Raw genomic sequence first — 26,428 nt, forward strand, 5'->3', positions numbered from 1 at the left:
CCAATTTTCCAGCCTATAATCTGAGGCTTGTTCCCCGATAGCTCAGTCGGTAGAGCGCCGGACTGTTAATCCGTAGGTCCCTGGTTCGAGCCCAGGTCGGGGAGCCATAAGTTACTGATCTGCCAGTGTTTTTTCTCGGACTCCGCTAGTCCGCCGGTTTTCGGCACATAACGGAGCACGAAATGAGCATTGAGCACACCCACCCCGCTGCGGGGGCGATTCCCGACGCCCCCGCAGCCTCTTCTCTCGCGCAGCGCCTCAAAGCGCTTTCTGCGCGGCCGCAGTCTCTGACTGCGCGCGAGCTCATCGACCGGTACATGGCTGCCTACGCGGGCGCGGACACCACACGCGCGCAACGGCTGTCCGCCTGGTCTACCTTGATCGGTGAGTTCACCCTCGAGCAAATCGACAGCGATGTCATGTATGCCGGACGCGCCGAGCTCTCCCAGCAGCCCGCTCTTGTCTACTTGGGCCTCGATCACCAAGGGCGGCAAATCTTTCGCGCCAAAGGGCGAAAACAGGAAAAGACCCCCGCGACGGTGAACCGCTACATGGTTGCCATGGCCGCGGTGTTCACCTGGGCGATCGAGCAGCGCCTGGCCCCCCGCGGCTGGGTCCACCCATGCCGCGGCATCAAGCGACTGCCAGAGCCAGACGGGCGCGTGCGGTACTTGGACGATGCGGAGAGGATTCGGCTGTTCGAAGCCTGCCGTGCCTCTCAATACCCGCGGCTTTACGCCCTAGCGCTCATGGCCATGCTCACCGGCGCACGCAAGGGTGAACTGCTCGGACTCAAATGGCGGCAGGTGGACCTCGATGCCGGCGTGGCCACTCTCGCCAGGACGAAGAACGGCGACCGTCGCACGTTAGTACTACTACCGGAGCTCGTGGACGTGCTGCGCCCATTCGCAGGCGACCGCGACCGCCATCTCTTTGGGTCGGTCGCCTCGAAGCACCAGAAGCCAGCTTCCGTTGACTCCGCTTGGAGGGATGCGGTGGCGCGAGCAAAGATCCGTGACTTTCGCTTTCACGACCTGCGGCACTGCTGCGCCTCTTACCTAGCCCAGGCGGGAACGCCCCTGAACGTGATTGCGGAGGTCCTCGGGCATCGCAAGCTGGACATGACACGCCGCTATGCACATCTGACCACCCAGACCAAAGCAGCAGCGATGAGGACGGCCTTGTCCGGCATCGGCTGCTAGACGAGCACGCATGCCCTCTGCCGCAGTTGAGACGAATCCTCTTGCTGGCCGCGTCTTCGAGGGCGAGGCGGCTGCAGTCCTGGCCACACTGCGGCGTTCTAAGAACAAGACCGTCGTCGAGGGGTGCCAGAGGGAGCTCCGGGCACTGAGCGCCGCCGCGGATTTTTACGATCTTTGGGGCGAGGCGCACCAGGAGCTTAGTCTCGGCCGGATGACCGAGCACCGGCGTCGCGAAGCCGAAGTTGACCTGCTGCTGGACGCCGTCATCGACGTGGCCACGTCCTTCCCGCAGGATCATTGGCGCAAGACCATGGCGACGCGGTTCTTTCAGCTTCTCGCCGAATGTGCTCGCTGCATGTTGGCCGCCACCCAGCAGTTTCATCCGGTGATGTTCAGAGAACTGATCAATGAGGGCTGGCGCGCACTAGGCCGCGCAGAAGAACTCGGTTGGGCTCTCGAGCAGTCGCACGAGTCGGGCGCACGAGGTGGCGGCGAGGGTGTCAGAAGAACCACCAGCGAGCTCAGAGCCGCACTGCTCGAAGGCACGGCGGTCGGCACCATTGAGGAACTCGCCCAAAGGTACGAGATGAGCACGCGAAACGTCAGCTTCGCCAAGGCCTGGGCTCGCCGGCGTCAACCAATTTAGAAGGCCCTTCTTTCCTTCTCAGGACAACACGAACGGACTGAAATCTCCACTACGGGGTTCGGGAGAAACACCGGTAGATCAGGAGTTTTCAAATGACCAAGAAAAAGGAGGATCCGACGTGGGATCCGGTCATGGGGGCAGAATTTCACCCCCTGCGAGCACTGTGGGAGGGCGCCAATCCACCCTACCCGTCCGAGCAATCTGCGCGCTGGGCCATTCGCCAACTGCAACGACGGCTGGCCGACGTCGGTGCCTTGGGTTTGCACCGGGGCATGCTGTTCATCCACATGCCTAAGCTCGTACAGGTTGCACGCGAGCACGCGATCGAGCAAGCGACAAAGCGCTGCGTGAAGAAGGATCGCTTGTGAGCGGCGGTCTCGTCAATCCTGTTTTCGCTGCCGCGTCGCTCGAAGGCGGGAGGTCGCTCGTGCCGGCTGTGTCGTCAACGTTCGTCCTGCCGATGGGTCGTCGCTGCACCTTGAGCAAGAGGCAGGCGCGTCGTGCGGTTTCGACCGTCCAAGACAGTGGTGAGAATCAGCAAGCTCCCAAGGCCCGCCCGAAGGAGGATTGCCTGTGAGCGGTCGTCACGTTGGCATTGTTTTCACCTCGTCCTCGCACGCCGGCAGCGAGCTTCTTGTACTTGCCTGCGTTGCCGAGACGTTGAATGATGCAACAGGCACCTGGTCGATCTCGGTCGGCGAGATTGCCCGCCGCTGCAAACTGAGCAAACGGCAGGCCTTTCGTGCACTGGCGGCTCTGCGCAGCAGTGGTGAGCTCGCCATCCGGAAGGGCGGCCCTGGTGGCAAGAGCGTCTTCACCTTGATGCTTGAGCGCACCACTGCTTCTGGCGGTCTTGGTTGGAACAAGCTGGGGGGGACAGCACCCGGTGCCTCTTGGTCGGGCGCGATGGCTGCAACACAGATGACGAAGGTCGCAGAACAGGAGCAGATGACGAAGGTGACATCACCCCAGAGTGGTTGCTTCGCAGCTGGCGCGCCTGTCACTGATGAGCTGACCTCCAGTTCAGCAACTGCTGACCGCGGCGTCATTCAACCAATGACGCCGGCGTCATGCATAACCAGACACTCAGATCAAACCACCACCACCCGCCCTGTGCGCGCGCTCGATGAAACAACTTCGATGGTCAAAGCTCTCGCAGCGGCAGGAGTTGCCAAGGTGTTCGTGACTGCAGAACTGCGGGAGGTGATCCGGCTGGGCGCCTCCTTGCAGGATGTACTCGACGCAATCACCCGCTCGGCCCACGCCGCGAACCCTTTCGCCTACGGCGTTGCTCGATTGCTTAATGAGCTGCAGGCAGCGTCCACACCGAGTCGCACCGGACAGAGGCTCCCGGATGCGGCTAGTGACCGTGACCCAGCGCTGGTGAAGATCGAGCGCGATGCACTGCTGGCGACTCCTGTACCTGCATTTGTCCGCGAGTTGAGCCGGCGCCTTCGCCAATAGAAGGAAGGCACCTCCGTATAGGTACTTCCACCAGCAAGTAGATGCGGGTGATTCGACCCCCAGCGACATCCTAGTGACTGCGATTTAAAACTGGTTGACGCTTGACAAATTGAAAGGAGAAGAATGAGCCAGTCGGTGATGAAAGAGGTTTGGGAGCACTACCCTGGCTCTATGCCAGATCTGATTCTCTTGCTTGCACTGGCGCACCAGGCATCGGTACGCACTTGCGTTCGCTGCGGTCGAGCGCCGCGGCTGGATCAGAGAGCGGGGGGATGACGGCGGCGATTTCTACGAGATCCCCTTCCTGCGTTAGATCTGCAGCGGGACAGGGCTCAATGCTGGTCGGCGTCCGTGTCGAGTCGACATGAAGGGCGCCGCAGATAATCAGTGATTCTTGAGGTGACGCGCTGTTGGTTCGGCACGCGTAACCGATTTAGGGCAACGAGGAGGAATATCGTGAATACCCAGATTTCGGCACCTAGCGCCCTCGAGTTGGAGCGACTGAAGGCATCTCTGTCGATTGACCTGGAAAGGGAGAAGAGCAGGCTGCAGACTGAGCTCGAGCAAGAAAAGCATCGGCTGAGCGCGCAGCGAGAAGAAGAAGCTCGTCGGGCTAAGCGCTCCGAAGTCGTGTATCTCGAGCTCGGCCAGCACATGCGCTCGCTGAACACGTTCCTGTGGCAAGTCCCCGGTCTCGTGATTGCGATCACAGGGGGACTCTGGTTCGGTGCTGCAAGCATCGAGAACCTTCAATCGAAGAGAATTGCCTTAGGGTTTACAGCAGCAGTCGACCTTCTGATGATCCCCATCGTTTGGCGCATGCGGATGCTGTTCCAGCGCAACCTCGCCTACCAGATGAAGTACGAGAGCAATACGCTAGACGGGCCTGCAGCCGCATCATCATGGAAGTACGTAGTGATTGGCATTTGGACCTTGCTCCTCGGAGCCGGTGGCGTCATCAGCGTCTGTGGTGCGATCTCTCCAGAACTCGTTCGTCGCAGCGAACCGTCCGGCCTCGTTGCAGCTCACAAGGAATCCAACAGCAGACCCGCAGCAGCTCCAGAACAAGGTCAGCCCGCCCTTCCCGCCAGCACTGGGAATGCTCAAGAGCGCACCGGCGCGAAGGGGCAAGCGCGAGCAAGCGATGGTCGCAGTGCCGCGAACCCAGCGCCTACGGCAGATGGAGCAGTGTCCGGCAATGTCAAATAGTGAGCGCGCCACTAGTGCCAGTTCGGGCACCTGCGGGCAATCCTCAAGGTCAAACGCATGAAAACATTTGGAAACTTCGACCCTCGTAGCATCGTGGCCGAAGACGATCTATTCACTCTCATCTGGGACAAGTACCCCGTCTCGCCTGGGCACCTCTTGATCGTGGTGAAAAGGCCAGTGGCTCGATTTCAAGAGCTCACCGATAACGAGCGGAGCCGCTTGATGCACTGGATGGCGTGGTCGACAGACCACCTGTACTCTACTCTGCAGCCCAAGCCAGATGGCATCAATTTTGGACTCAATGACGGTGAAGCTGCCGGTCAGACGGTTGGGCAGCTTCACTTTCACATGATTCCGCGCTACCGAGGCGATGCGCCTGACCCGCGAGGAGGAGTCCGGTTTGTGCTGCCGGAACGTGCGCGGTACTGGTAGTAGTACAGTACTCGGCCACTCCACCGTGAGTGAGCTTTCTTGGGGGCGAAGGCCGCCGTCGCCTTGTCCGTGTTCACGCGAAAGCGACGGATGAACAATCCTGTGGTCCCCAAGCCCGCTTTGGCCAAGAGCAGACGTTGCGCTGCACGGCCCTGTGGGCGAGTTCATACAGGCGCCAGACGAGCTAGGTTGAAGCCGCGGTGAGGACATGACGTGCTCAAGGGCTGAGGTCGTTGCAGCCCAGCCGAAATGGCCAGGGCGTCACTTTTCAGCGATGGAGGCGGCGCTTATGTTCATCGAACCTCGTTCTCTGGAGCACGCCATGGACCTCACTCCCGCCGCGCAGTACGTGCGCATGTCTACGGACAAGCAAGACCTCTCGCCCGATTTGCAGAAGGCGGCGATCGCGGCCTATGCCGCTTCGCACAACATCGAGGTCGTCGCAACGTACGAAGATGGCGGCAAGAGCGGTCTGCAGATCGTGAACCGGGCGGGGATGAAGCGACTGCTCGCCGATGTAGAGGGGCGGGACTGCCCGTTTTCGAAGATCCTCGTCTACGACATCAGCCGATGGGGCCGATTCCAGAACACGGACGCCTCCGCCTACTACGACTACCACTGCAAGCTGAACGGGGTCACCGTCGTCTACGTCGCCGAACCCTTGAGCGACGAGGCCAGCCCCTTCGCATCTGTGCTGAAGAATCTCAAGCGGGCGATGGCCGCCGAGTACAGCCGCGAGCTTGCCGCGAAGACCGCGGCGGGACAGGAGCGGGTGATGGCACTCGGCTATCAAATGGGACCTACACCCTGTCTCGGCTTCCGCCGGGTAGCCGTAAGCGCCGATGGATCGAAGCGGCGGGTGCTCGAGCGCGGCGAGCGAAAACCTCGCGAGACTGACCGGGTCTCCTGGGCTCTGGCGCCAGACGAGGAGCTCGAACTCGTCCGGCGCATCTTCCACGTGTACGCGTCCACTAGGGTCACTCTGAAGCAGATTGCAGCGACGCTGAGCACGGAGGGGCACAGGACGGCGAACGGCGACGTCATCACCCGCGACATGCTCTCTACCCTGCTGTCCTGCGAGGCAGTGATAGGGAGCTTCGTCTGGGGCCGGCTAGAGAACGCTCGCACCCGTACGATCCGGCCAAGATCAGAGCCAATACGTATCAAGGGAAGTGTTCCGGCGATCGTTGACGAAGACACGTGGCTCCTGGTTCAAGACAAGCGAGCGGCGACTGGGAATATCAAGCGCACGCAGACTCGGCTCCTTGCAGACCTCCGGGAAGCGCTTCGCCTCACTCCCGACCTCACTGCACGCGACCTTGCCTCCCACGGGTGTGCGCACGTGACGACCTACAGGCGAGCCTTCGGTAGTTTCCCTGCTGCAATCTCTCTGGCAGGCGGCGATGCGAATGCGATGAAAGTCGGAGCGGCGCGGCATCATTCAGAACGAGCTACTGTGTGCTACCGGTTCTCGCTTGACGTTGTGCAGCTTCTAAAGGAGCACGGCATCAGATCGACTCAGCACGGGCGATTCCGAACGATCACATTAAACGACGCGGTGACATTGCGGGTTCATCCAGTCTGGATTGCACGAAAAGGAAGCCGCTCGATGTGGTCCGTAGGTGATTTCGAGTCGATATGCGCATTTCAGGAAGTTCTCATCATGAGGATGAATCCCGACGGCGTGACGGCTCTGGACTTCTTCACCGTTCCCGCTCCGTACTTCCGGACGGAGTTTCCACGCTGGCTCTCGTTGAACGTCCCTCCAACGATTGGGCGGTTTCGGCTTGCAGACCGCCAGCAGCTAGTTGACAGGCTGACGCAGCTTGCGCAAGGAACCGGGAGGCGATGACAGCAAGGGGCAGGACAACCGCGACGGCATGCCGCCACATCCATGGCGCGAGTTGGAAGCCTTGAAGCGAGGCCGAAACCAGTAATGCCTCTTCGTCAGCGAATCGACACTACCAGACCAAGTCATTCCCTTGGCCCGTTCTCCGCCTGTGCGTCGTTGATCAGCTGTCCTATCCGGGCGAGCTCTTTGAAATCCTGGCGTTCTTCACCATCCAGCATCCGATTCCACCCCCAACACCCTATGAGCAGCAGGAGCCCGATCGAAACGGTCACCATCGTCGCTTGGTCCTGAGACCTCGCCCAGAGCACCAGACCGATGGCGCCGAGGAAAACCACGCTGAGAACAACTGGAGAGCGCATGACCACCTCACCGATGAGCGACTATGCCGCGCTCCGGGGGTTGGGGCAAGTTCTGACCTGGATACGGCTTACCTTCGACTCGGTGGCCGTCGGCCTCTTGTCGGCAGGTGTTCATCTGGATCTTGAGCCGCTGATTTAAGCGTGAGGTAATGAGCAAGGTGCTCGATATTGAAGAGACCGTACGGGTTCATCGCATCCAATCCCTCAGGGCGGATCAACATGGGGACCTTGCGATGGTCCTCCTCCGAGATGAGGTAGTAGCGATCTGCTGCGCCGCCTTCGCCCATGAACACGACCAACCGGTAGTCGCTGCGGGTTATCCGCCTGCGCTGGACATACCAAGCAGCGATTTTCGTGAACGACCGACGCCAGGAAAGGTAGAGCTGCACGTACCAGCGACCGTTCACGGTGAGCATGTGGCTCTGGAAGTCGCACTCGACGTCACAGCCGAACTCGGCGAGTTGGGAAGCCACAGAATCCTGAAGCACCTTCGTCGCCGCGTTCGTCCTGTTCATCCTTTCCCGGGAGATCGCGCCTGCTATGTCCGACGTCCGCCCAGCGAAGGCGTAGGCAGCCTCCATTGTTCCAAACGCCTTCAGGTACGTCTGCGCGGGTGGGCACCCGTATCTCGAGAGGTCGGCTGCGGAGAGGTCCGGACACTGTTTCAGGGCAGCGGCGAGTTCCGCGAGCAACCACTCAGGGCTGCGCCGTGGGGTTGCCCGTGCAGCTTTCTTTGCCTGAACCCTATCCCAGGTCTGCCTATCGATCAGCTGCTCTATGGCGCTCGGAAAGCGGTGCCACCTCTCGGGGGGAACAGGTAGCAGGCCGCGAGGCGTCTGCATTTTCTTGCCCCACACATACGTTCCGGTGAACAGCTCACAGGAGAGCAGGGAGTCCACGATGCCCTGCGTGAACGGACCGCCCGCACGCGTGCGGTGCCCTTCTTCCGCAAGTAGACGCACCAGGTCGTTGATGTTTGCGGGTGTGTTCGCATAGAGGTCGAAAATCCGGCGAAGGAGCGCGACTTCCTCCGCAGGTCCAGGCACAAGCCGGATGCGATCCGACTGAACTCCCTTGCGCTCATTGACGCCAAGAAGTCCTCTGGGCACGCCGTCTCTGGTGACCGTCTGCCGGATCAGTCCGATTGCTGGCCTGCCGCCTGCTGAGTAGCCCATGCCAATCACCCGCACTTGGCCCGCGCGGGCCTTCACGGCCAACTCCCTGCTGTACTCTGCGGCCATGGCGCGCTTCAGGCTCTTGACAAGGGCCGCAATCGGGCCCGCATCGCGTCCGAAGCTCTCAGTGACGTAGACAACGTCAACGTCATGCAGGCGACAGTGGTAGTCATAGTAGGCTGAGGCATCGGTGTTCTGAAACCGCCCCCATCGGCTCACGTCGTAAACGAGCACCGTTCTGTAGATGCACGCTGGATCCATAACGTCGGCCAGAAGGCGCTGCATGCCCGGTCGGTTCCTCACGGCCAGCCCGCTTTTGCCCTGGTCCTCGTACGTGGCAACAATCTGGAGTCCGTTGTTGGACGCGTACTGCTGGATGGCGGCTTTCTGATTTTCAGGCGAGAGGTCCTGTTGGTCCGTCGACATGCGGATGTACTGGGCAGCGTTGGAGGGAGGTGTATCGCTCATCCAGCCTGAGTAACCGCCTCGCCTCTCCAGTTCCACTCGTTCTGACCGGGGCCATGTCGCAGTTCAGCTGATAACCTCGACGAATGAGATTCACGCGCAGCGCAGCCGCCCTTCTCCTTGGTGCGGTGTTTTTCTCCGCTCACGCCGACGTGCTAACGGGCAAGATCGTTGGCGTCGCTGACGGAGACACGGTCACGCTCCTCGTGCGAGGTCGCGAACAGGTGCGCGTCAGGGTTGCCGGTATTGATGCGCCGGAAAAGAGGCAGGCGTTTGGACAGCGCTCGAAGGAGGCGCTGTCGGATTGTGCGTTTGGCAGGATCGCCCAGGTCGAGAGAGGCAAGACCGACCGCTACGGCCGTGTAGTTGGAAAAGTCACCGTCGGTCGTGTGGATTGTGGGCTGCGCCAGATTCAGTCCGGGCTGGCTTGGCACTACAAGGCATACGAACAGGAGCAGTCGCGAACAGACCGGGTCATCTATGCGGAAGCAGAAGTTCAGGCGCGCGCATCACGCCGGGCGATCTGGAGCCAACATGCACCAGAGGCGCCGTGGACCTTCCGCCGGGAAAGCCACGCGCGGTACTAGGCGAAGTCCACGCCGGAAGTCATCGTCGTATCAAGCTTCGATTGAAGAACGATCATTTGGGATCGTTCCACCGCCGGGCTGAAGCCGCATGCCACTCAGTCATGCGATCGTCCTGACCTGTCGCAACGCCTCTGACGCTTCCGTTTTGGATAATTTGCGTACCCTGGCGATGGCGTCAAGCTGCGCCTGTCGTGGTCGAACTTTTCCGGATTCCCACTTGTAGATCGATAGCGCCGAGCAGCCAACCAAGCGCGGCATCTGCTCGGCGCTCAAACCCAAGCGCTTACGATGTTGGCCGAATCCGTCTGGACGCCAGCGCAATGCCGGCGCCGTTTGCGCATGTGTCTGCCCCCTTCCAGGCGTGGCAGAGGACGATCTCTCACTCCTCTGGAGTTGCTTGATACAGCGCTGTAGCTCACTCAGTTAACGCCGCATGGCGGCGATCTGCTTCCGGCTGCTCCGCGTTTGTCTTGGCGAGAGCTGCTGTTTCAGTGCGAATCTCCTTTCAAGCCGCGAGGGTGACCATGTCGAGGCGAAAGAGTCTGGCTTCGACGGATTCATTGCGAAGCCCACGGGAATCGAAGAGTTGCTCTCGGTGGCCTTGCCCCAGGCCTCCAGCCGCAAACGGCGGCAAACCTCAAGACCACTCATGCCTGGCATGCTTAGGTCCAGCAACACGACATCAGGTCGAAGGCTCTCTGCTATGCACAGCGCCCGTTCGCCCCCGTGGGCCACGGCCACGCAACAGCCGCTCTCGTCGAAGATCAGTCCGAAAAGGTCAGCGGTGTCCATATCGTCATCGACTACAAGCACCCTCACAGCTTCGGAGGCGAGTGACCGGTTCATTGCGTGTCCCCTGTAGGCAGTGGGACTGCTCAGAGTACGCAGTATTTCTACATTGCGCAACTCGAAGCAATGAGCGGACACTCTCGCCCCCGAGATGCGAGGCCCAATCTACCGCAAAGATCTCGAGCTGCACCTAGCGGAAGATCACGCGGACGCTACATCGAGTATGGCGGAACAGTCAGCAGCAGCATTGTCCCCGTGCGTGCCGATGCCTGACGGGATCTGCTTTCGCCGGACATTGGTCGCACCCGCTCCATACCCCCATCAGGCTGGGACATCAGGCCGCCGGACTCGCAATCCGCCGGTCGGGTCCAAAACTGATCGAGGACGCGGAACGGGCGTGCGCTGTAGCGCTGTACCACCGCCTACGTCGACCGCTAAAGCCTTAGGCGCCGGCCATCGGTTCACCGCAGTCGCTCACGGCTTCACTAACCACAGGCGGAGGCTCCTGTGGCTGAACTGCTTGTTCGTCGGCGCCCTCACGTACCCAAGACCAGAACCTCACAATGCCTGCAGCTGCGGCGGCTGCTGTAGCGACACCTGCAACGACGGGGGCCGCGACGACTACCAATGGCGCACTGGTGATGCCCAATGCGACTCCGACAGCCGCAAGGCCGGTGGGAGCTGCTGCGGCAGCAGCAAGGCCGGTAACAGCAGAGGCGGCTGTCGCGACGCCTGCCATCGCGGCAGTAGACTTAGCTAGCCGCTGGTGCTGCAAGCCTCCGCGGATTCGCGCGCCTAACCCAGCTGAGCGATGGTTGGTGGATGGAGTTGTCATCTCAATCTCCTTGCCCAATGCTAGAAACGGACTCGGACGGCTGGGAGTAGCGCCCGCCGGCTCGGTGACCTCAGTCCATCCGCGGGCAACGAGCGCCGCGTCCCGCCAGCGCCAAGTGGCGAACCCAATCCAGCACCCGACGCAGCCCCGCACCACACCTACCCCAATCAGGCTTACCGGCATTGCGTCGCCCAGACTTACGGCTGCTAATCCCCAGGCGCTTGGCAGGACGACCAGATATGGCATGAGCACCATGAGTACCGCGCGACGCAATCCGAACCGATAGACAAAGTATGGAAGTGCGAAGTAGAAAGCGATCGCATAGAGAAGTCCATCGGTCCAACTGAACCCCGGACCGACGCGGCGGCTGATCGACTTACGCCCGCGGCTGTAGGTCACGCGTCTCGTGGGCCGCGGTGTTGGCAGCAGCACTGATAGCAGTAGGAATACGACGCCTGCGATAGCCAGTTGAAACAACGCGATTTCTCGCATGGCGGGATGGTAGCACTCGCATTCGCGAATTCCTACTGCCGAGTTTTTTGGCGCCAGTTGGAACGGCGAAGTCGTAGTCCGAGGCCGCCTGTGGCCAACCGCGGATGAACAAGCAGTTATGGGCAACTGATTCCGAACCAACGCAGACGTTTCACGGAGAAAAATGAGGCGCTCCGCTTGCCGCCGATGGCCGCGCTCCAACGAGGATGCGTCGGGTGAGTAGTTGGTTCGACTCCGACTCTTTTTCTTTTCAGATCACCAAACGATCTTTTTTTCGTTTCCCCAGCCTTGTCGGTCTGTTTTCACACCCCGGTGTGCTGCAGTAGCCTGGATTCGGAAAACTATCCGGCCATCCTCAACTCCTCCTTGATGCACACGGAAGCCAACGATCCTTCCGCCGAACCGAGAAGGTTCGTTCTGACCATCGTGAAGGTAAAGGTCAGCGCCCTCCTGAACAAGTCGTTCCGCAGTGCTCACCGCCACAACCCAAAACCCGCAGTCGTACTCGTGAGGATGTTCGGCATCCTGGACCTTCCGCGTGTTTCCTAGGCGCTCGACAAAATGAATGGCTGGCATACTTGAACTATGAAAAGGCGCCTGCGATTCTGAAATTGGCGGGGCCAGTTGTCTATGGCAGTTTTGACCCGGAAGCCGACCTCAAAGCGGGTCGAAGAACCCGACGACTTCCTCCGGGCGGCCCTGGCGCGAGAACCTGTCGAAGTCTGCCCCCATCGACGGCCTGCCTCCCGTGTGACCAGCCAGTTCGGAGAAGCTGGCGCTCCTGCTCACACGCTGCAAGCATGCGCGCGGACCGCTTCTCTTCATCCCCCTCTGTCTTCCCGAGCGGTCACGGACTGCTCTACAGTCTCGGCGCCAGCGCTCGGCTCGGGCGTGCCTTGTTGCATTCTCCCGGAGCCGGCAGCCGGTTTGTCACTTTCGTTCTGGCCGGAAAGCAGCCATCGCGCAACATCTCGCCGGGCGAGCGGACCGCTGCGTTGAGCCTGTCCTGTTTTGGTCCTGTTGGCAGCCGCTACTCCCCTGGTCCGCGGACGCACGGAGCCTCAATCCGTCGGTGCGGCCTGAGCGCCCTACGATTCAGTGCTTCTGAACCGAAACATGCATGGCAGCAGCGGTGCCCGGCCTAGCAAGAAGCAAAGCGGCAGCGGTGGCCTGTACCACGCACCGCCCAGAACGTGCCATTATTTTCCCTCCTGGCGGAGTAGTGCATAGCGGCTCCCTGCGCGCGGCACATGGCAATCACCTCATCGAGTTTTAAACAGGACCGCCACGCCTGTTCCTGGTCAACAGCAGAGTTCGTACTCCATGACCAAGGTCCCACAGGAAACGGCGAAGATAAGCGCTAAGCGACTGCTGTTGACGGGAGCAATAGACCTGGCCGCAACGTGACACCAGCGTCTGGCAACTGCAGGGCACTTGAGCTCAGCTGAACGTGGTATGCGAACTTACTTCAGCCTGACCTTCATATCCGACCATCTGTGCATTTCTCGGCCAGTACGAGGCGGGCTTAACCGGTCCTGCCCTCCGCTGAATCTCACTGAGGACTGCTCCGGCAGTAAGCTGCCGCTCCCACCTGAACGTGCGAGTACTTGATGGAAGAAGTCGGGAAGCGCGTAGTAGATGAGCTCTACGTCCATCTGTCCGCCTTGGACGCCCTCGCCCATGCCGACCACCGGCTGGCCATCCAAAGCGCCCTTGCACGCCTGCCTGCAAATGCAGCGCCGGACGTCGCCAAGCTCAACTTGCGCTCGAGGCGCGTGTCGCTACTTTCATATCCGCGCTTTCACGAGGAAGCATTCCCAACCCTAGCAGCCAGTTGGGCGGTAGCGCCGGACTTGGCGACTGCACCAGTGTTCAGATCGTATGACGCCAGTCTGAATCCACCGATCTTGCATCGCAAGGAGCTGCTCGTCAAAAACGACCATCCGCAGCGAGAAGCCTGGGTGCGGCTCACCCAGCAAGCGGAAGAACTCGGGCTGTTTTCGGAGACGACAACGATCGGCTTCAAAATGAACTGGGAACGACTGATCGCGCAAAACGGCTACACCATCGACGGTCAGGTGTTGGCTCCCCTTGGCAATGTCATTCCTGATGGAGAGGACGGCGATCTCAACGCAGAAGTTGGCGTCGTACAAAGACATCTCACTGCACTGCATCGACAAGCACTCTCCGCGCCGATGCAGCTTTTGATGCGACACGGGTTCTTTACGCTTGGCTGCACCGTATTCGATTATGGATGCGGCCGTGGCGGCGACATCACGGAGCTGGAAGCAGCAGGTATCAACGCGCGTGGCTGGGACCCGTACTACGCGCCGCACAACACCCGTGTCCCAGCAGACGTGGTGAACCTCGGGTTCGTCATCAACGTAATCGAAGATCCAGCCGAGCGCGTGTACGCGCTTCAGTCTGCGTTCGCACTCGCTTCCACCGTCCTCGCTGTGTCCGTGATGCTGTATCCAGCCGCGCCCCCAGGCCGCCGCTTCGGCGACGGTTTTCTCACCTCGCGCAACACATTTCAAAAGTACTTCAGTCAGCCCGAGCTCAAAGACTACATCGAGCACGTTCTTCATCGCGAACCGCACATGGTCGGGCCTGGAATCGCTTTTATCTTCGCCAGCGAATCCGCCGAGCAGCAGTTTGCCGCCGGCCGCTGTCGCACCAGTGACGTATCCAGACGACTCATCGCGCTTCGGGCCCGGCGCGCTCCACAGCCGCCGACCAGCGACAGCAGCACCCGCACTCGTGCGCTAAGCAGTCCGCCCAAGCAGCTCGCGGCAAAAAAACCACTGTCAGAAAGGAAACCGAAACTGGACCGCTTCGGGCGCGCCAAGCCAATCTTAGATGTGCTTTGGCGCGATGCGCTGGAGCTTGGACGCATTCCCGAAGTGGACGAAGTGTCTGTCGATCTTTTTCAACTGGAAGCGGCGGCTGGCAGCGTTGGGCGCGCGTGGGCGCTGATTCGCCGCCACTATGATCTATCGCTGCTTGAGGAGGCTGCCAAGGTCAGAAAGGACGACTTGCGACTTTTCATGGCAGTGCGGGCGTTCAGCAAGCGGTCAAACTACGGCCAGCTCGAGAAGCGGCTTCAGCGCGACGTACGGGCCTTCTTCGGCAGCTACGAGGCCGCTAGGCAGGCCGGCATCACGCTGCTTGCGCAGGCTGGTTCGACCGATGAAATCCTTTATGCATGCAAGCTCGCGGCTGCTAACGGCTTAGGTTGGCTCGATGACGAGCATTCGCTGCAATTGAGCATGGGCTTAGTCGACCGCCTGCCAGTTGTTTTGCGCGCCTACATTGCATGCGGCCTTGTACTCTGGGACAGCGTTAGTGAAGTGGACATGGTCAAAATCCACATCACGTCAGGCAAGCTGACTCTGCTTGAGCACTACGACTTCGACGGCCCGATACCAGAGCTGAAGCGGCGCGTGAAGGTGAACATCCGCAAGCTCGACTACTCAATCTTTGAGTACGGCGAAGCGCACTCAGAACGCTCCTGGCTTTTTCCTAAGAGCCGCTACCAGCATGAGGATCTACCGAACTATGCAAGACAATGCGCGATCGAGGAGCAACTTAGGGTCTTCTGCTGCATCAGCGAAACCGAACAACATCGCATTCAGCTGCCACAAATAACAGAAGACTTGGAAGCAAAGCGACTGCAGATTGAGGGACTATCGCTCGTTCCGAGCACAACCATTCCCGAACTCGACGCACGCTGCGGTGCACGCTATACGTTCAGAGATTTCATCGAGTGTGGCCAGACTCAGAAAAGCTTGGGGATCCGCAACGTGCCGCTTCGGCCGGAGTCGTACAACGCACTGCAACAACTTGCGGTGTATATAATTGACCCGATTGTCGATTACTTCGGGAGTATCGAGCTCACGTACGGCTTCTGCTCGTCAGCCCTGGCCAAATGCATCGAATCGCGAATTGCGCCGAAGCTAGATCAGCACGCCAGCTGCGAACACAACGCCCGAGGACAACCAATCTGTGCTCGGGGTGGAGCCGCTTGCGACTTTCTCGTGCGTGATGAGGACATGTTGGAGGTTGCACGCTGGATCGCGCAGAACCTCCCCTTTGATCGGCTGTACTTCTACGGGTCAGACAAGCCGCTGCATGTGAGCTACTCGTCCGCACCAGTTGGGGAGATCTACCACATGTCTGTCTCTGCGGTTGGGCGGCTGTTCCCACGACGGCTGGAACTTTGACCCAGCCGTCGTGGGCCGATCTCACGCCGCGAGCAACCCAGAGTGCTGCGTCAGCTCAAGCAACGAGCGGGACTTTCGCAGCCGCTCCAAGCCTGAGTCTATGTGGCTAGCCACGATCAACGGGACATCTTTTGCATCGAGCCTGCCGTGGACCTGCCGAAGCAAGCCTTCGAAGACAAAACCGAACTCCCCAAACAGCGTGGGCGCATTGAACTCGCTCCCGAATTCGTCGATACGCCGAGACCCTCCCCCAGCCCCCTCTTCGAGAGACAGCAGAAGCGCCATTCGGCACACCAAGTTCGGGGTCAACCCCGTGCGTCCTTTTAAGACTCGCAGCGTGTCACTGGCCGATTTAGAGATTTTGAGGCGCTTAGGCAGCATGCTTAAGCTCCTGTTGAGTGCTCCAGAAGTAGCCCTTTGAAGCCGTGGTGCATCCTTCCGTTTCACTGAAGACCAGGTGGAAGGAATGCGAGATGTGCGGGCGCATGCCTGTATAAAAGGCTTGGTCAACCTCAGTGTCGGTTGAAAGCACGATGACCTGATGGCTCGCCATTGGGAAATAGCTCTCGACAAGTTTGGCTCTGTGCTTGCTGTCCAAACGGCCTAGCGGGGTGTCGATGATGATGGGTAGATTTCTCCCCGAGGTCTTGGCGAGCGCTTCCAGCATCGCGATTGCGAATATCTGCTTCTCTCCCGCTGACAGTCGCTTCTTCGGCGTCTCGCGCCCATGCCGATCGACGAGCGTTACTGCGAAGCTGTCTGGGTCGATCACTGCGTGGTCGATGATGTCTTCTTTTCGAGCAAGACGACGAAATGCAGTGACAAAATGCCGCTCAAGCGTCTTGCATTTCTCGCGCGCCGCGCGGGCCTTATACAGCTCAATCAACTCCTGCACCTTCTGGGCTGTCTCCTCGGCCCGAGAGTCTCCGTCTACCCGTTCGAGCTGCTCTTCGAGCTGGCGGCGCCTTCGGAGAAGACCAATATGATTCATCACCAAAGCTCGCAGCAGCTCGAGGCGCCGTCTCTTCTGAGCTTGCGCCCGGGCGAGCTCGGCGGCAGCAGCTTGATAGCGCTCGAACGTCTCCTGTAGGCTTTCCTCGGTAGGAGCGCGTGCAAGTTGGTCCTGAACAGCGGTGAGCTCCCCACGCAAGGTGTCCAACTTGCGGCCAAGCTGGCTGACCTTCTCCTTGGCCAGAGGCAGCAGCTCGAGCAAACTCTCCTCCAGGCGCCGAACATCACTTGTTGCGAACCCATGCAGTGGCGCCGAATTGCTGGACGGGGTGCCAAGCCCCGAGACCCACGCGTCGACACACTGCTTGGCCTCGGGTGCAAGCGCAGTTCCTCGCAGTGCGGAGTCAAGCATCTCCTTAAGTTGCGCGGCTTTAGCAGACACTGCGACGAGTGCCGCAGTTTCCTCTTGCGCCTTCTGCTCCTTTTTTGCCTCCGAGAGCAGGGTCTTGCACATTACGGGCGCGAGGGCAAAGACGCTTAGCCCAGCGAACTCTTCGCGCAGCTGCTGCTCCGCTTCTGACTGCTCCTCCTGAAGTCGATCCAGCCTTGCTTCAAGCGCCTTTCGATCAACTGACCATCCGCCGCCGCGCTCCGTCAGTGACGCCTTCGCGCGTGACACTTTCTCCTGGGCTGCTAACACTACACGCGTGCAGTTGCCTTCCAACTCGGCTTCGCCTGCTTTGATCTCTGCCTCAACCTTCTGGATCAGCGCGCTCACGTCTAGCAGTTCGCTCCTGCTACGGCCTGCAGCGCCTTGAAGCCGACGCGCTCGCAGGAACACCGCAAGGTCGCTTCGCAGTCGATCCGCGGTGTCTAGGCCGAGCAGACGCCGGATCGCATCGGACAAAACTGTGTCTGCATCGTCCTTGGCCAAGGCGGCGATCTTCTCGCCGTCGAAAAAGAAAAACTGAGAGACGCCGGCTGGGATCAGCTGGCTCAGAAACGTCTGCGCGCTGTCGCCTTGCAGCAATACCGTCGCGTCATCTTCCTGACGTACGACCAGCGATTCTTCAACTGAGCTTCCCTTATCGACCCAACTACGTGTGACCTGGTAGCGGGTGCGCTTGCCAAAGCGGGAGTACACGAAGTGGATCTGCACGTGGGCGCGATCCGGCTTGATCAACTGCTGCGACGGATTGTGGATCAGTCCACGTAAGAACTCCTGGTACTGCGCCTGCGTGACGGCGCCGTCCAGCGCCTGCCGCCCGTACAGGCAATGGCGCACGCTGGTCAGAACAGTGGTCTTCCCTGCCCCGTTCAGCCCTCCAAACAGGACGACGGGGCGCCCGCGCGGCGCCAAATCGAATGCTTGCTCGCCGCGGAAGGTGCCGATGTCGCAAAGGACTAGTTTCTCAAGCAGCATCACTGAGCTCCTGTGTCAGGCGTGCGTACTTCTGAGCGGCCGTTTGCTCCTCTTGATCTGCCGCGTAGAGCCGCTGCTTCTTCTCTCCCACCGACTTCACAAGCTCCTCATCAGCCCCCCAATCGCGAGCGAGCAGCTCTTTGATTTCGACCTGAACATTTGACCTTCTCGCGTAGCCTTCGTAAGAGACCTCAACTTCCATTAGCTTCATGAAAAGCTGAGGAGCTATGCCGTGTTCAGCACACAAAGTACGAATCAAATTCGCTTCCTCTGCACCGAAGATGAAGTCATCGGTCCCTTGCCACTGGCGCGCCTGAGACGCACCCATTACCTCGTCAAAAATCCGTGGGACGGAGTCGTCCCAATCGGGCTCGTTAGGGTCTTGACGCCACTCAACTCGGATCTGCTCCAGCTCATCGTGCGTGATGAGCTCGTAGGCTTCGCCAGGATTATTCTCGTTAACCAGCTTCTGGTTCTCCAGCAGCTGCTTGAGCAGCTTTTTGCGAACCTCGAGCCGGTAAGGTCCAAGCACATGCTTTTCTTCGACAGGCTTTCCGGGCTCGCCAAGCTTGCCAGGCTTGTCTTGCTTGAGCACGACGGTGACAGAGCCATCGCGACGGCGCGCGCTGCGGTAATTCTTCTTCTGGTCCGGAAGAGTGGTCTCATAAAGCTGATTTCGAAACTGCTGGAGCGGAATGAGCCAGGTATGACCGGTCTCGATCAGACCGTCCATCGCCCGATCCTTCGTGACGACGGTGCACACCCAGCATCCGAACCGAGAGTTGCCGCACGAGGGCGTCGACGAGTCAATTACGAGGGGGCACTCCCCCGCGTTTGAGTCCTTGTACAAATCAAAGAGCGCTTGATGATCGCCCCCCCAGGGAGCGGGTCCGGAAAATAGGTACTCCCAAACGTCGTCCGCGGACCATTGGTCGATGGGCGTGAAGACGTAAGCGTTAGGAAGCGTCGTGTGTCGTGCCAAGCGCGAGCCCTGAATGCGATGCTTTCGCATCACTTGCGCGCGTGAGGAGGACTCCTCAAGTCGAGACCCAAGTACAACGACGACTTCGCCGAAGGCGGCTACCTTTTCGGTGATGAACTCGCTGACGGGGTCGATCTTCATGCGTTCAGTGCACCACCTGAATTGTCGTGTCGGCGCAGGATAGCCTTTGCCAAGCAGATTGACCCAGAACGTCTGATCAAGCCTTGGAACCACTGGCTTGGCGACATTGAGGGGGAGCTTGAGCCCTTCGGCGGCGTCGTGCATGCTCGCCAATGTGTCTTTGATGAGATTGACGACCAGCGGAGTCTCAACCAAGGTGTCGGAAGACACCACAAAAACCGGCTTAAGCCGCTTTTCCTGCGGCAGCTCCATCAGCGCCTCAAAGACAAGCCGCACAACGGCGGTGGAATCTTTGCCTCCGCTATAGCCGATGACCCAAGGCCTCGCATCAGAAAGGTAGATGGACGCAATGTCCGTCTTCGTTTGTTCAAGGTGCTTCAAGGACCCTCCTGCAATATTAAGATTTTTCGAAAGCGAGGTCTTCCGGCGAGAGCTTTAGGCCGTAGACCGTTTTGATGGAATTCGCGGTCAGCTGCACACTGGTATTTGCCTTACTCAGGCGGCCGTTTTGAAGCGCCCTGCCCTCCCAAAGGCTGGCGTTTCTTCGTGACCAATCGACCTTGCGCAAGTGCTTTACACGGCTTCGCCAATCCTTCGGGTGCGCAGCAAGAAGCGCGGAGCCCGCGATGCCTAAGGCATGAAGCGTCACACCATGTGCATGTACAAACTCTTGGCGTAGCTCCGCTGTCGAGATTTGGCGGCTGCGCGCGCGCTCCCAATCAGGAATGCTTTCCCCGACTGCTTCCCAGTAGCTTTGAGCAAGCAGCTTCTCCTCAGTGCTGACAGTCTGCCGGGAGCTGGGACCGAGCAGCGCACGGCTCGCGTGTTTGATCCCGCTTAATGTGAAAAGCTTCGTCGAGCGATTTGATATGGTTGATTTCTCCATCTCAGTGAGGCCCTTGAAAGTGACGCAGTTCGCAGCGAGGAAGCGCGCCAACTCAGACGCGGCGTCGCGATGGTCATAGAGCGTTGAGAGGGAGTGGCTTGGGCGAACTGCGTACTTGTTCAAGTCCGCGAACATCTGCTGGCTGCGCTGCAGCCCTTCGTCGGAGAAGAACAGCACCGGCACGTTCTCTTGCCCCAGTTCCGGGCGGTGCTTGACCGCTTCCTCGATCGCAGCGCGCCGATGTTGTCCATCGTTGATGAGGATGCGAGCGCCCATGGGCACTTGGAGCATCCCCAACGGTGTATCCGCGCCACTGCTGCCGACAAAATTCACAGGACCGTCGACAGACGCGGTCAGCGCTGACAAGACGTACGAGGCTGGATGAGTAACGAGGTAGTCTGCGATCTCTGGGACCCGCGCCCGGTTCAAAGTCCTCTGAGCCCGCATCTCAGGCGGAACCTCCTCCTCGTCAAAGACGAAGATCTTAGGCACCAGCCTGAGCGGACACATTGCGATGTAAAACTCCCGTCTAGCCTGAACACCGCGCACGGCAGGAAACGAGTGGAAGTAGCTGTTTTCGCTCATTTTAGCTTCCAAGCCCAACTTGGAAGTCATTAAAACACTTCCAGGACTGCAGGTCAACGGAAGAGGCACGTTACCGTGGCGGCATTGGTTACGATAGCTGAGCAGGGGCGGGACGAATGCAACAACTGACAACGCTAATAGTATCTTCGGGTTACGACGGGAGTACGCAGCGTCACGTTTTTGGAGATCAGATCCACCAGGCGGTGGTGACAGCTCTTCATTCGAGCTTTGAGCGCACAGCGATTCATGTGGGGTTTGGCGTACCGGACGAAAACGCAGTTCGCTCTGCGCTGGAGCAGTTGCCGCCGGGTGCCGTTGTCGCTTCAGATGCGGCGTGCGCCGTGTTTCAAGCTGAATGCAAGGTTGGCCAGCGGTGCGCGCTGCAAGCTTCTGGCCTGCAGTTCCACTATGTAGTGGGCTGGACGCGGGCTGAGACGTCCGAGCGGTCGCTGCCACCTTTTGCTTCTATTAGCCAGGCTCGCCATAGACCAAGGATGTCGTGGCTAGAAGCTTTGCACCATGAGCGACCGGAAGTTCACGCGCGCTTGCTTGCTGCGGGCGTGCAAGATGAAGACTCGTACGTAGAGCTCGACGCCGCCCTCCCGCTTCCTCTTCGCCTCGCCGTCGGACTGGCGCGCTATCGACATCTTGCTGGCGTAGAGGCTGACCCCGCCACGCTTCTTGATAACTTGAGTTGCGCACCACCATGGTTGCTCGCCCTTTCAGTCCACCAGCTAACGCTGAGCGTACGGCAAGCCAACGTGCTCAACGAGCACAGCGTCAAGACAGTCGGTGATTTGGCGCGCTTCGGAAACTCTGGGCTCTTGAAGCTGCCTCGGATGGGGAGCAAGTCTTTGAGAGAACTTGCCGTGTTGATCTGCAACGCAATGACCGGGCGAGCAGAGGGGGTTCAGCCAGCCGAAGCCATCAATGAGGCATTAGGTTTTGCTCCTGGCGAGACGACCTTCGCCGCAGACTTTGACGTCATTGTGCGGCGCACGCTTCCAAAGCTGGAAGCGCAGGTTGTACTTGTACGCTCCGGTCAGGTGGGCGCAGGTCAAAGTCTGCGCGAAGCAGCCTCGTACCTTGGCGTAGTGGATTTGAGGCCCCTACGGCAAGCGGAGGAACGCGCAATCTCTACTCTTACAGAGCATCCGATCTGCGCGTACGTGACCCGTTTGATCACCGAGCATCTTGCCCGGCGCGCAGCCCCTCTGGAGCTCAACGCGCTCCACGTCGTTGATACATGGCTGGGCACCAACACTCAAGATGCTGATCTCCACCGCTACTTCCTCACGAAGCTCGCGGACGATCATCTGCACTTTTGGCTGCTCGATGGTTGCTGGATAGTCAGTCGGCTTGGCAAAAGGGAATGGTATCGAGCGATCAACGCTGCGGCCTCGATGCTTGCGGACGTGCACGGCGAAGAACGGCTTCGGAGGGGACCGTCCGTCGCTCGTGCCGTGCTGCCAGATCGGGGCAGCGAGTTGCGCGATGTTCTGTTGGCGCACCTGCGCGAGCCGCATAAAGAGAGAAGTTCGCCGATTCAGACGAAGGACGCTGACCGCGAGCTCGCCTTGCGTTTGCGACGCGAAGTACTTAGACGACAGTTGGGGGTGCAATGACGCAACCCGTGTGGCGGTCTTTGAAGTCAGGGTATGCGACGCGTCACGGCTCGCTGAAACATACTTTTTTCCTACCATGCTTTACCTGGTGCACGCGCTACCGCAGAGCAGCTGGATTCTTCTCAAGCTCCGCGCTATTGACCTGGGCTGAGGGGTTCAGAAGTAATCCAAGCCAAGACCAACTACAGCTGCAGTTACTAATATCGCCCGAACTATCCTCACCCGACAAGGCGGCATTGGAGCGAACACTGGCCGAAGACCAATGCCGAGAAATCCTCACACGTAGCGCTGATCACCTGATCGAGTCGGTCCTCGCGCAATCCGGGTCCGATGTTGTCCGCGCAGATTACCTGCTCTGGTTGATTGCGTCCGGACATCTGGAGCTCCGATTTGCGATCCCCGTCCACTTAAGCAATCCAGGGATGTTTCACCAAAAAATCGGCATCTTTGACTTCGATGGAGAGGACAAGGTCGGCTTTGATGGATCTGCCAACGAGAGCGCTGGAGGTCATGAACGCAATTATGAGAGCCTGCAGGTATTTCGAAGCTGGGTCTCAGCAGATCTAGAGCGCGTGCAGTTTGTTGAGGAGGAGTTTGGCCAGCTCTGGCAAGGAGTCGACAAGGACCTGCTGGTCGAACCCTTGGGACCTTCGGTACTTGCAAAGATCAAGGAACGAGCACCAACCGCAAATCCATTTGCGCCCACGCCGCCAGCAGTGGTACAACCGCCACTCGAAGACGAGCGCTGGCGGCACCAAACGCAAGCGGCCGAGATCTTTCTTGCAAAACGCCGGGGCGTTTTGGAGATGGCGACCGGCACGGGCAAGACCAAGACGGCACTACGGATTGCGAACGAGCTCTTCGCCCGTGGAGACATCGATTCAATCATCGTCACGACTGACGGTACAGACCTGCTAACCCAATGGTTCGAGGAGCTGGCCGAGTGGAGTTCACGACGTCCGCACAAGCTCGCCGTCTACCGTCACTTTGGAGCGATGCATGAGGGCATGCGCTACTTACTGGCGTCCAGTGGCGCCGCCCTGATTGTTTCCAGGGCGCAACTCGCCAGATACCTGCCCCAGCTTACCGCAGCACAAAGCCGGCGCACGCTGGTCATTCACGATGAGGTCCACGGACTTGGAGCGCCCTCGCTCCGCGGCACGTTAGCGGGTATGCACCGCCAATACGGATATGTCCTTGGGCTGTCCGCCACACCAGAACGCGAATATGACAGCGAAGGCACCGCGTTCATTGCGAGTGAGATAGGCTCTGTCATCTTCCAGTTTCCCCTTGAGGAAGCAATCAGGCGAGGAATTCTTGTTGAATTCGACTATGTCCCACTCGAATATGAGTTGACTGAAGGTGACCGAATCCGACTGAAGGCTGTATACAGCAAGAAGGCAGCGCGGCAGGCAAACGGCACGCCGATGTCGCAGGAGGAGCTGTGGACGGAGCTCTCCAAGGTTTATAAGACAGCTGAGATGAAGCCCTCGGTCTTCGACAACTATCTGGCGGACCACGGCTCGGTGCTCCAAGGGTGCATTTTGTTCGTGGAGGAGAAGTCGTACGGCGAACGAATACTCCCCATGCTTCACCAAGCGGGAGTGAAGTACAGAACCTATTACGCGGAAGACGACCGCGACCATCTGGTGATGTTCGGTCGCGGCGAAATCGACTGCCTAGTGACCTGCCACAAAGTTTCGCAAGGCATCGATATTCGAAGCCTACGTACTGTCGTGCTCTTCTCGTCAGCCCGAGCTAAGTTAGAAACGATTCAACGGATCGGGCGCTGCCTGAGAAGCGATCCGAATAACCCATACAAGCGGGCACTCGTTGTGGACTTCGTTCTGACCGAAAACGGTGAACCCCGCGAGGGCAGCGCGGACCGGCAGCGGCTAGAGTGGTTAAGTGAGCTTTCTGAAGTGAGAAGGACAAATGCCAATTGATGAAGAACTTCGCACGGCGGTGCACCAGGCGGTCATTGCGGCACAGCAGCCGCGCTCTGTCGAAACACAGCTCCTTGCGCTACTGACCGCTTTGAGTGAAGGTGAGGTCACCGCCGAGACGCGGCTCCAGCGGGTGAACCTGCTTAAAGACGAGCTCGATTTGAGCCAGGTGCGGAGATTCTGATGGATATCAAGCTCGAGAAGTGGGCATGCAGCGGCTTCCGTTGCCCCGACATGACGATCGACCTTGTCGCTGGCGACCATGTCCCGCGAGTGGCATTGATTCAGATGCCGAACGGGACGGGGAAGACGACAACGCTGACGCTGCTGAAGGCAACGTTAACGGGGACGGCGTCAGAGTGGACGCCTACCCAGCTTCAAGAAATCCGTCGGGCGGGCTCCAGTGTCGGCAAGTTCTCTGTGGACTTGCGAATCAACGAGCGGCCATTGAAGCTAGAGTTGACCTGCGACTTCGAAAGCGGTGCGGTGTCCTACACGACGACCTCACCTGAGGTCGGTGGCTTCAACAAGGGCTGGGCCCCTCCTGCAGCAGTACGCCGTTTTCTGACGCGACGTTTCGTCGATCTCTTCGTGTTTGACGGCGAGTTAGCTGCGAGCCTGCTAGACGCGAGAGAGACTAAGGCCGAGGAAGCAATTGAGACGCTCTGCCAACTAGACTTGCTGGACAGTGTTTCTGCTGATTGTGAAGCAGTGTGGGAGCGCGAGACCAGGTCTGGCGCAAAGAATGAAAAGGGCTTGGCTCGGTATAAGAATATCGAAGGGAAGCTAGTGCTGAGACTTGATCTTCTCAGAAAGAATGTCGATTCAATGCGCCAGGAGTTAGCCGCAACGACAAAGAGGATCGAAGACCTGAACGCACAAGTTAAACGACTGGTCGAGCAGAACGGCCGCAACCGCGAGCTTTGGCATGAGAAGAACGGGTTGAAGCTTGAGAAAGAGCAGGCGCTTAGCGACGAACTCCGTATGCTAATGGCACACATGAGGCGTCCTGAGGCGCTGTGTCCTGACTTCGGCGGCTCGCTGCAAACCCTGAAAGCCAGCCTTGACAAGGTAAAGCTTCCAGACAGCACATCACGCCAATTCTTTCTCGAACTGTCCAAGGAACCGCTCTGCATTTGCGGGCGCCCAATCGGCCATGAGCAGAAGGAGACGATCCTTGGTCGCGCAGAAGAATTCCTTGGCGAAGAGCTCGCCGGAGTTCTAAACGCATTCAAGCAAGAAGTTGATCTGCTGGAGCCGCAGAGTCGATCGCTCGAGCTTCAGAAATCAAGCGAGAAGATTTCTGAGCTGCGACACGCAATTGCGACGCTCATTTCCGAGATGACCGCGATTGAGAAGCTGTCACTTGCCGCGGCGGGGGAGGATCCAGAGAGCTATCGGCAGGAACTGATTCGATATGAGAGCAAAGCGCAGGAGCTAACTGATCAGCTTGAGGTACTCACCGGCACGGCCGCAGCCAAAGACACCGCAATGCTCACCTCGCCGACAGAGGTGGACGATCTATTCGAGGTCGCGGCGGTGCAGCGCCAACTCAAACTCGTTCGAGAGGAGATCAGCCGGATCAACGGCACTCTAGAGCTCAGGCAACGGCTGGACCTCCTCAAGGAGATCTGCAAAGGCGCGCGAGATACGGCCAAGCTCATGCTCAAGAAAACGATTCTCGAGCGGGCTAATCATCGATTGCAGCAGGTCCTGAAGGGAGATCCGATCCAGATTAAGGACATTGATCGCTCTCTCGTTCTAGATGGACGCTCCTCCGGAAGCGCCGGGCAGAATCTTGCGATTGGGTATACGTTCTTGGCGCAGGCGCTCCACAAAGGCTCGCACGAATTTCCTTTGGTAGTTGATAGCCCCGCTGGCCCGCTCGATCACGACGTGCGACGAGAAGTGGCCTCCATGGTGCCTGGGTTGTGCAATCAGTTTGTAGCGTTCACTATTTCAACTGAGCGGGAAGCTTTTCTCGAGCCACTGGAGGCTAGCGCCGAAGGCGACGTGAAGTACATCACCGCATTTCGTAACTCTCCCGGAAACGCCTACCTGATGGCCAGATTACCTCCAGACCACGTCACCAATGGGCAGTCAAGTGTGGTGGAAGGCCGCGACTTCTTCGTCCAGTTCGCCGTCAAGGAGGAGTGACA

Annotated in this window: 21 protein-coding genes and 1 tRNA gene; 14 read left to right on the forward strand and 8 right to left on the reverse strand. The window is 59.3% G+C overall.

All coding sequences use genetic code 11. The annotated features are described in order from the left end of the window. The first annotated feature begins 31 nt into the window (after positions 1-31). The 8 genes from EZ242_RS05630 to EZ242_RS05665 all read left to right on the forward strand — a co-directional run bounded on the left by EZ242_RS05630 (position 32) and on the right by EZ242_RS05665 (position 6,805). Positions 32-107, forward strand: a tRNA-Asn gene (locus EZ242_RS05630). A 75-nt stretch (positions 108-182) separates the two neighbouring features. Next, the gene (locus EZ242_RS05635) at positions 183-1,202 is read left to right on the forward strand and encodes a tyrosine-type recombinase/integrase (RefSeq protein ID WP_135284163.1); all 1,020 of its coding nucleotides are present in this window, start codon (positions 183-185) and stop codon (positions 1,200-1,202) included. A 10-nt stretch (positions 1,203-1,212) separates the two neighbouring features. Further along, on the forward strand, positions 1,213-1,848 hold the full coding sequence (locus EZ242_RS05640) for a hypothetical protein (protein ID WP_135284164.1): 636 nt from the start codon (positions 1,213-1,215) through the stop codon (positions 1,846-1,848). Between the two features lie 92 nt (positions 1,849-1,940). Beyond that, positions 1,941-2,216 (forward strand): hypothetical protein, encoded by a 276-nt coding sequence (locus EZ242_RS05645; RefSeq protein WP_135284165.1) that lies wholly within the window; start codon positions 1,941-1,943, stop codon positions 2,214-2,216. A 205-nt stretch (positions 2,217-2,421) separates the two neighbouring features. Further along, positions 2,422-3,312 (forward strand): hypothetical protein, encoded by an 891-nt coding sequence (locus EZ242_RS05650; RefSeq protein WP_135284166.1) that lies wholly within the window; start codon positions 2,422-2,424, stop codon positions 3,310-3,312. Between the two features lie 456 nt (positions 3,313-3,768). Further along, complete coding sequence (locus EZ242_RS05655) at positions 3,769-4,521, forward strand: hypothetical protein (RefSeq protein WP_135284167.1); 753 nt, start codon at positions 3,769-3,771, stop codon at positions 4,519-4,521. A gap of 57 nt (positions 4,522-4,578) precedes the next feature. Continuing rightward, positions 4,579-4,953: an HIT family protein gene (locus EZ242_RS05660; protein ID WP_135284168.1), complete on the forward strand. Its 375-nt coding sequence runs from the start codon at positions 4,579-4,581 to the stop codon at positions 4,951-4,953. 322 nt (positions 4,954-5,275) lie between these two features. After that, positions 5,276-6,805, forward strand: a complete 1,530-nt coding sequence (locus EZ242_RS05665) for a recombinase family protein (protein ID WP_167784655.1) — start codon at positions 5,276-5,278, stop codon at positions 6,803-6,805. A 122-nt stretch (positions 6,806-6,927) separates the two neighbouring features. Here EZ242_RS05665 and EZ242_RS05670 read toward each other — a convergent pair whose 3' ends face one another. Further along, entirely contained in the window at positions 6,928-7,164 is a 237-nt protein-coding gene (locus EZ242_RS05670; RefSeq protein WP_135284170.1) for a hypothetical protein, read from the reverse strand. A gap of 68 nt (positions 7,165-7,232) precedes the next feature. Further along, positions 7,233-8,807 (reverse strand): recombinase family protein, encoded by a 1,575-nt coding sequence (locus EZ242_RS05675; protein ID WP_135284171.1) that lies wholly within the window; start codon positions 8,805-8,807, stop codon positions 7,233-7,235. Positions 8,808-8,890: 83 nt separating this feature from the next. On the opposite strand from EZ242_RS05675, the gene EZ242_RS05680 reads away from it, so the two are divergent. Continuing rightward, complete coding sequence (locus EZ242_RS05680) at positions 8,891-9,391, forward strand: thermonuclease family protein (RefSeq protein WP_135284172.1); 501 nt, start codon at positions 8,891-8,893, stop codon at positions 9,389-9,391. A gap of 99 nt (positions 9,392-9,490) precedes the next feature. Here EZ242_RS05680 and EZ242_RS22635 read toward each other — a convergent pair whose 3' ends face one another. Then, positions 9,491-9,712, reverse strand: a complete 222-nt coding sequence (locus EZ242_RS22635) for a helix-turn-helix domain-containing protein (protein WP_420821231.1) — start codon at positions 9,710-9,712, stop codon at positions 9,491-9,493. A gap of 102 nt (positions 9,713-9,814) precedes the next feature. After that, positions 9,815-10,237, reverse strand: a complete 423-nt coding sequence (locus EZ242_RS05690; RefSeq protein WP_135284174.1) for a response regulator — start codon at positions 10,235-10,237, stop codon at positions 9,815-9,817. A gap of 2,880 nt (positions 10,238-13,117) precedes the next feature. On the opposite strand from EZ242_RS05690, the gene EZ242_RS05705 reads away from it, so the two are divergent. Then, complete coding sequence (locus EZ242_RS05705; protein ID WP_167784658.1) at positions 13,118-15,730, forward strand: DNA phosphorothioation-associated putative methyltransferase; 2,613 nt, start codon at positions 13,118-13,120, stop codon at positions 15,728-15,730. A 21-nt stretch (positions 15,731-15,751) separates the two neighbouring features. Here the strand turns inward: EZ242_RS05705 and dndE are convergent, their stop codons facing one another. Genes dndE through dndB form a run of 4 tightly spaced genes read right to left on the reverse strand, consistent with a single transcriptional unit; the run spans position 15,752 to position 20,728 of the window. Beyond that, entirely contained in the window at positions 15,752-16,111 is a 360-nt protein-coding gene (gene dndE, locus EZ242_RS05710) for a DNA sulfur modification protein DndE (RefSeq protein WP_135284178.1), read from the reverse strand. Then, positions 16,101-18,104, reverse strand: coding sequence for a DNA sulfur modification protein DndD (gene dndD / locus EZ242_RS05715; RefSeq protein ID WP_135284179.1), 2,004 nt, complete (start codon positions 18,102-18,104; stop codon positions 16,101-16,103). Before dndD ends, dndE begins: the two co-directional genes overlap by 11 nt. Continuing rightward, on the reverse strand, positions 18,094-19,608 hold the full coding sequence (gene dndC / locus EZ242_RS05720) for a DNA phosphorothioation system sulfurtransferase DndC (protein WP_205960599.1): 1,515 nt from the start codon (positions 19,606-19,608) through the stop codon (positions 18,094-18,096). Before dndC ends, dndD begins: the two co-directional genes overlap by 11 nt. 16 nt (positions 19,609-19,624) lie before the next feature. Continuing rightward, positions 19,625-20,728, reverse strand: coding sequence for a DNA sulfur modification protein DndB (gene dndB / locus EZ242_RS05725; RefSeq protein WP_240787000.1), 1,104 nt, complete (start codon positions 20,726-20,728; stop codon positions 19,625-19,627). An 86-nt stretch (positions 20,729-20,814) separates the two neighbouring features. On the opposite strand from dndB, the gene EZ242_RS05730 reads away from it, so the two are divergent. From EZ242_RS05730 to EZ242_RS05745, 4 genes are all read left to right on the forward strand, one after another. Continuing rightward, complete coding sequence (locus EZ242_RS05730) at positions 20,815-22,323, forward strand: DNA-directed RNA polymerase subunit alpha C-terminal domain-containing protein (protein WP_135284181.1); 1,509 nt, start codon at positions 20,815-20,817, stop codon at positions 22,321-22,323. A 236-nt stretch (positions 22,324-22,559) separates the two neighbouring features. Further along, positions 22,560-24,269 (forward strand): DEAD/DEAH box helicase family protein, encoded by a 1,710-nt coding sequence (locus tag EZ242_RS05735; protein ID WP_205960600.1) that lies wholly within the window; start codon positions 22,560-22,562, stop codon positions 24,267-24,269. Next, a complete protein-coding gene (locus EZ242_RS05740) occupies positions 24,259-24,453 on the forward strand; it encodes a hypothetical protein (RefSeq protein WP_135284183.1) in 195 nt (64 codons plus the stop codon). The genes EZ242_RS05735 and EZ242_RS05740 overlap by 11 nt, the downstream gene beginning before the upstream one ends. Continuing rightward, positions 24,453-26,426 (forward strand): hypothetical protein, encoded by a 1,974-nt coding sequence (locus tag EZ242_RS05745; protein WP_135284184.1) that lies wholly within the window; start codon positions 24,453-24,455, stop codon positions 26,424-26,426. The genes EZ242_RS05740 and EZ242_RS05745 overlap by 1 nt, the downstream gene beginning before the upstream one ends. Positions 26,427-26,428 lie beyond the last annotated feature (2 nt).

Source organism: Ramlibacter rhizophilus (assembly GCF_004681965.1).
Taxonomy (GTDB): Bacteria; Pseudomonadota; Gammaproteobacteria; order Burkholderiales; family Burkholderiaceae_C; genus Ramlibacter; species Ramlibacter rhizophilus.